General features: G+C 51.1%; 8 protein-coding genes. All 8 read right to left on the bottom strand.

The window, feature by feature from the left end; genetic code table 11:
• Positions 1-362, bottom strand: a 362-nt coding sequence (locus tag AU511_RS16390) for a haloacid dehalogenase-like hydrolase (protein WP_338037742.1), incomplete at its 3' end; no start/stop codon positions are given.
• Between the two features lie 292 nt (positions 363-654).
• A complete protein-coding gene (locus AU511_RS16385; protein WP_094110319.1) occupies positions 655-1,515 on the bottom strand; it encodes a formylglycine-generating enzyme family protein in 861 nt (286 codons plus the stop codon).
• Between the two features lie 3 nt (positions 1,516-1,518).
• Positions 1,519-2,151, bottom strand: coding sequence for a hypothetical protein (locus tag AU511_RS16380; RefSeq protein ID WP_094110318.1), 633 nt, complete (start codon positions 2,149-2,151; stop codon positions 1,519-1,521).
• 44 nt (positions 2,152-2,195) lie between these two features.
• Positions 2,196-3,086, bottom strand: a complete 891-nt coding sequence (locus AU511_RS16375; RefSeq protein WP_094110317.1) for a formylglycine-generating enzyme family protein — start codon at positions 3,084-3,086, stop codon at positions 2,196-2,198.
• Positions 3,087-3,089: 3 nt separating this feature from the next.
• Positions 3,090-4,523 (bottom strand): hypothetical protein, encoded by a 1,434-nt coding sequence (locus AU511_RS16370; RefSeq protein ID WP_139829412.1) that lies wholly within the window; start codon positions 4,521-4,523, stop codon positions 3,090-3,092.
• 123 nt (positions 4,524-4,646) lie between these two features.
• The gene (locus tag AU511_RS16365) at positions 4,647-4,955 is read right to left on the bottom strand and encodes a hypothetical protein (protein ID WP_094110315.1); all 309 of its coding nucleotides are present in this window, start codon (positions 4,953-4,955) and stop codon (positions 4,647-4,649) included.
• Between the two features lie 345 nt (positions 4,956-5,300).
• Entirely contained in the window at positions 5,301-5,522 is a 222-nt protein-coding gene (locus AU511_RS16360; protein WP_240503873.1) for a YciI family protein, read from the bottom strand.
• 239 nt (positions 5,523-5,761) lie between these two features.
• On the bottom strand, positions 5,762-6,190 hold the full coding sequence (locus AU511_RS16355) for an OsmC family protein (RefSeq protein WP_094101185.1): 429 nt from the start codon (positions 6,188-6,190) through the stop codon (positions 5,762-5,764).
• Between the last annotated feature and the right edge of the window lie 249 nt (positions 6,191-6,439).

Below are 6,439 nucleotides of genomic sequence, written 5' to 3'. Positions count from 1 at the left end.
GAGGCTGAGCAGATCGTCACGATCGCCCCGGAGTTGATTTGAGAGTCCACGGCAATCAGGCCGGAAGGGCGCATCAGGCGCGTCCAATATTTCTCGCAAAACTCAGTGGCTTTGTGCTCAACCCAGCGCTCTTCAATGCCGGAGAGGAAGGTTTTGATCAAGACTTCTTTCAGTTCGTCTCGAGTGACCCTGCGTCCAATACATTTGAGTGTGGGGACGACGAGGCTGACGAGGCGCTGTGCAAAAACACGTTTCCCGAAGGCAAAACGTAAAAAGGGGACGAAGCTGTCACGCTTGGTAAGTGTTCCGTCGAAATCAAAGACAGAAAGAAAATTACTACTGTTTACGACATCATTTACCATTTGGTTATCAACTCCACGGGTAAGAATAGTCATCGTCCTTTGCCAGATGCAAAAATCGCTCAGATGCAGAATATGCAGTGTAGGTAAATATCGCACGCTTGCCTCATTCGCGAGAACGAGTTCTTGTTATTACAGCATCGCTGTCGTGCGTTAGTCCAGGCGGCAAAATTTATCACTATCCGGTGTTCTTGTACAAAAGCGATATGCCGGACACGGCACAGTTGCGCTGGCGAGATGATGGGAGCAAGCCGCTGCAAAAAAGCCCCGCAGGGCTTTATTGTAGGGCTGCCGATCACTTTAGAGGGCTGTTCTCCACGCAGCGGAACTCCGATCCCCATTCGTTATCTGGCTTGAGGCTGTTGCGTTCAATGCTCAGGGTATGTCCTGAGCCTGTGCGGCCTCGCACTGACTTTTTCTCTCCTGATTCTGGACCTTGTGGATCTTTTTCTGGTGCGTGGAGGTAGTAATCTGCCGCATACCAGTCTTTTACCCAGTCAGCGCCGTTCCCCATCATGTCGTAGAGACCGAACGGATTAGCTGGAAAACTACCGACAGGTTTTTTTTTGCTGGATGACGCATAGTTACGGTTTTTATCATTCCAGACGTAATTTTTGTTATCGGCGTTAGCGAAAATAAATAACTGACCCCTATTACGGGCAGCGTACTCCCATTGCGCTTCAGTTGGGAGATCCATATTGCGATGACTATTTTTACCGAGCCACTGACAGTAGTTGCGGGCATCCTGCCAGCTTGCCGTTGCAGGATATGTTTCGCCCAGCGCCTCTTTGTCCTGTTTACTGAAATATTTTCCCTGAGAAATCGTCTGGTAGATGGTGTTTTTATCCCGTCCCTGAATAACGAGCCAGCGGTTAAACTCTCCCCAGGTGACGCGGTATTTTCCGATCCGAAAGTCTGACAGTGTGACGGAATGAAGGGGGGTGTCCTGGTCTGGATTGAAAGGAAGATGTTCATCTACCAATCGGCCAAAATCCCCCATCTGAAACTCACCACCCTTCACCGTTATCAGATTTTCCAGTGAGGTACGAACCAGCGCATCCTGGTCGGCTTTTATTTTTTGCTCATCGCGGCAGCCGGTGATGGCGACCAGTACCAGTGCTGTCAGGGTTAAGCGTGAAAGAGTCTGTCCGGTCATGGTTTATCGTCCGTGCTGGGTGGTGATGTAGGTGGTGCAGCTGTGCAGGAATGACGGCGACACTGGCGTAAGGGGGAGCATGAATTCGTTCGGATGACCCGGTGAAACGGCGGGAGCATCAGGCAAATGGGTGTAAATGGCGTGCAGGTTTTCCGCATAGTGGCTGGGGGTGATGATGACCTTCTGTGCGCCCGGAATGAAACTGGCATCGTATCCGTACTCGCGTGGTTGCTCACCTTCAGCAAGAAACGTGATAACGCGGGCTTCGTTGGTTTTCCAGTCGCCTTTGTCACCAATCGTGGTGGACAGGTGCTGCATGATATTTTCGTACTCACGCTTTGACTGCACCCAGCGCAGGACGGCGAGAATGGCACGCTTACGGCTGGCAAAGGTGGTGCCTCCCTCGCAGACTTCCCCTTGGTGGCTGGCCGGGCTGGCAACCTCATCCCAGAAATTTTTCTCTATCAGGGCGGCGATAGCGGCGCCTTTGCTTTCAGGAGGGGAGTATTTCAGATACTCATCATTATCGAGTATTTTCTCCATCTGCCTTACGCGGGCTTCTTTGTCGGCCCAGCTGGTTTTTAGGGTGGTTCCGATAGCGTTCGCTGCATCGATCGCCCTGTTCAGGTTGTACATACCAGCGAGAAAAGCCCCGCAGGGCTTAATTGCAGGGCTGCCGATCACTTTAGAGGGCTATTCTCCACACAACGGATACCGGAAAGCCACTCATTATCAGGATCCCAACTTCCACGAGTTATAGTGTAAGAATTGTCTTCGTTGCGATTCTCTCCTCTTGTTACTTTTTTCGTGCCATTTTTAGGACCTTGTGGGTCTTTTTTTGGGCTGTGGAGGTAGTAATCTGCTGCATACCAGTCTTTTATCCAGTCAGCGCCATTCCCCATCATGTCGTACAAACCAAGGGGGGTTGGGGGATAGCTGCCTACCGGTTTTTTAAACGAGTTATCAGTACGAAAGTCGTCGACAAAATTTCGTGATTTATCAGAGTGATCATGCCATTTATTATCGCTGTTCGCGTAAGCAATAAATTGTCCCCGATTGCGGGATGCATATTCCCATTGAGCTTCGGTGGGGAGGTCCATATTGCGGCCGCTGATTTTACCTAGCCACTGGCAGTAGTTGCGGGCATCGTGCCAATTAGATTTTGCAGGATAAGAGTTGTTAATAGAAATTTTATCGGTCTGAGAATCAGGGGATTTTAGATCTGTTATCGATCTGTAATACTTTGTTTTATCTCGGCCCTGTATTGATAGCCAACGGTTAAACTCTCCCCAAGTAACGCGATATTTTCCAATACGAAAGTCGGAAAGCGTCACTGGATGAAGAGGGGCATCATTATCGAAATCGTAAGGGCGGTTCTCTGCATTTTCAGTCATTAATGAACTAAAGTTGCCCATCTGAAAGCTGCCGCCTTTCACCGTCACTAGATTATCCAGCGAGGTACGAACCAGTGCGTCCTGGTCGGCTTTTATTTTCTGCTCATCATGACAGCCGGTGATGGCAACCAGTACTAGTGCTGTCAGGGTTAAGCGTGAAAGAGTCTGTCCGGTCATGGTTTATCGTCCGTGCTGGGTGGGGTGGCTGGCCGGGCTGGCAACCTCATCCCAGAAATTTTTCTCTATCAGGGCGGCGATAGCGGCGCCTTTGCTTTCAGGAGGGGAGTACTTCAGATACTCATCATCGGCAAGGATTCTTTCCATCAACCTTACACGGGCCTCTTTATTAATCCAGCTCCTTTCCAGTACATCGTTGATTCCTTCTGCTGCGTCAATCGCTCTGTTAAGGCTGTACATCCCGGTAAGCAACGGAATAGCACAAAAATAGCCGTAGTCTTTGATTGTCATTACATCCATCAAACGGGTGTAGTCAGCATTGCGCAGCATATAGGCAAGACAGGGCATAAACTCAGTCATGATTGCTTTGCCGTCCACCTCCAGAGTGACAGAACCTTTTGCACCGAGGCCGGAGCAGACTCCACCCTTGACACGGATTCGGACTTTCCCGTCTTTCCAGCTGAGTTCCACGCAACCGCTGACTCCCCAGCCAGCCTGTCCTGTAACACCTACAGCCACTTTAGCCAGAGAGCTAAATTTGTCACTTCCCTTACCTGACTTGTCCGGGTTGAGCCAGACCATTTTTCCGGAGAGATTGGCCCCGGCTTCCGCGCCGGCAAACAGACTCAGTTCTGCACCGGGCTTCACTTCTTCGGCTGCTTTTGAAATATCAACATTGCGCCATTGCCCGGGCTTGCCTGTTGGTGTCGCTTTGACGGGAAGACCTTTCACCACATCCCCGGAGAAGCTGACGCCGGCTTCGATCCCCAGACTGGCTCCGATACTGCCGGACAGGGCCAGCTCAAGGTCAAAGCGCAGAACGCCGAGCAGCCCCATGCCGCCACCGGGGATTCGCACCGGGTCCAGTGGGTAGCAGATACGGGTTCCGGCATGGTCAGGCCAGTAAACTTTTGCGGTGCTTTTGGCTTCAGCCAGAGCGAGACTGGCGTAGGCGCTCAGTTTACCGCTGGCCGTGGCAGTCGGTTTTACCTTGCCGGTGCGGATGTCGTATTCGAAAGGATTTAGGGTACCTTTGAGGCCGGCACCGTAAGTCCAGCGCATCAACTGGGCCTGCCCATCAAAAACTATGTTGCCGCTTTCCGATTCAGCATGTTTTTTCAGGCTGTCATTCAGTTCCCTGGCCCAGTCCGTCAGGACGTTGACATGGTCATCGATCAGCTTCTGTTCCCAGACGGTCATGGACGGTCTTACTTTTGCCAACTGTGATTTCAGCTTCTCTGTATCGACTTCCTGCCGCGTTCGGGTGACGCCATCTTCGCCGGTATGACTGACGGTTTTAATAAAACTCTTTGTCACCGGCTGTTTTTCGCTGTCGTTCAGGCGATAGCGCCGCCAGTGACTACGGATTTTATCTGAACGGACATAGGTGTAGCGGCCGCCACGGTACCCACCACCCCTGATTTCGATCATCTCCATAATGCCGATGGCGCTTTTTTTGGCGTTATCGTCCAGCAGTGTCGCCTTAGGAAGCTGGCTGGCCGGCGTCAGATCCTGAAGCTCGTTTCGCAGGGCCGTGACAGCGCTGTCCAGCTGCTGATATCACTGATTTAGCTGTGTTTCGAGGCGATCTCGCTCCGCAACCTGATGCCAGTCCAGCGCGGTCATCTGCTTTGTCAGGTCATCAATGCGTAGCTGAGCATCGATACGGGTTGCCAGCAGCTTTTCCAGCCGGCCATGCTCCCGCTCAATAGCATCATTATCACAGGCATCGACGGCTATCAGGGTTTCACTGTCGGGATGAAAGTAGAGTGCAGGCCCAAAGGAGCAGTATGCCGTGACGCCGGTGGACTGTAATTTCAGTCGGGTGGATGTGGTGTTATTACCGGCGGGCGTAGTCTGGTTCGTCATTTATCATCCTTGCATTTTTTTGGGGGGGAACCCTGTGTAATGTGGGTGATTATAAGGCGATATGGCTGTATAAACAAAAGCGACCGATGTCAGGATGACAGCACCGAAAACGTCAGTTTCCACCCACCCGCACCTTGGTTCGCATAATGTATATTATGTTAAATTGAGTTTGATAAGCATGGATACCGCGACAGATTTCGGGTCTTTTTTTTATGCTGCTACCCCGCTGTGCAAACCCACCCAGCGATGTATCAATACATCACACAAGAATGCGCACTGATTTTGGGGAGTTGTTTTACTGATACAGTGGCGTCTTCTTTGTCCCTGGGGAGCTACCCCCACGGATTAGTGCTGACCGCCCTTCAACTCAGCGGGAACATCCAAGCTCGACAGCTCTGACAGCTGGCCGAATAAGGGGTCCCACTGTTGTATGTCCAAACCCACAATCAGATTCTCACGCGAGAACGGATCGGCATGAATCATTGCCTTCACATCATCCAGCGTTTGAGAAATCCGGCCCTGAGCGGCGTATCTTTTAGCGGGCCCGACGCTATCAGGCGGCCACATTCGATCAGTTCCTGAAGATATCGAACATGTTCCGCGACATGCGTGTTCCATCCTGTTCCATTCGGATGATCCATTCTGACGACATAAATACCCATGATGACTCTCCTGATGTTTTATTCAACGGCAGAGAAAGTGTATGGCGGAACGAATGAAATGATGGAGAGTAGCAATACCGGGGATGACAATGCATTGGGTTCACTGCCCCCGGGACGCATTCCGGAGGCAACGCCGATTTACAATTAGTTAAGTGTGTACTGCAGCGTGATCTCGGCATTCAGAACCTGTGAGACCGGGCAGCCGGCTTTGGCTTTGTTGATGATTTTATCGAACGTCGCTTCTTCGATACCCGGCACTTTCACTGCGCTTTCCAGCTCAATTTTAGTGATGGCAAACCCGCCATTGGCTTTGTCCAGCGATACCACGGCTTTGGTATCGATGCTGTCCGGTTTGAAACCTTCTTCGCCCAGCATCAGCGACAGCGCCATTGAAAAACAGGCGGCATGTGCGGCACCGATCAGCTCTTCCGGGTTGGTACCAGGTTTACCTTCAAAACGGGTGTTGAAACCATACGGCTGTTGATTCAACGCACCGCTTTCCGTCGATACCGTACCTTTACCCTGCTTAATATCGCCTTCCCAGTGGGCTTGCCCTTTCTTATGAATGGTCATGCTTTCTCTCCTGTTAATGAGACTGAACATTAATTATAGGAAGTCATACCGATCTTGCCCGATTTCGCGAAAGGTAAAGGGCTATTGTTGTGATGGGATTGCCCGAATTGGCCCTGACGCTTGATGATTCTGGCTTACACTGATTACTCAACGAACGATTCCAGTTCCGTCATTTTATTCTCACCACGAAGGCAAAAGTATGAGCCAACTTTTCACCCCCTCAAAATTGGGCGCGCTGACACTTGATAA

The sequence above is a fragment of the Lonsdalea iberica genome (assembly GCF_002111585.1).
GTDB lineage: Bacteria > Pseudomonadota > Gammaproteobacteria > Enterobacterales > Enterobacteriaceae > Lonsdalea > Lonsdalea iberica.
This window is presented reverse-complemented; position numbering and strand designations above follow the sequence as displayed.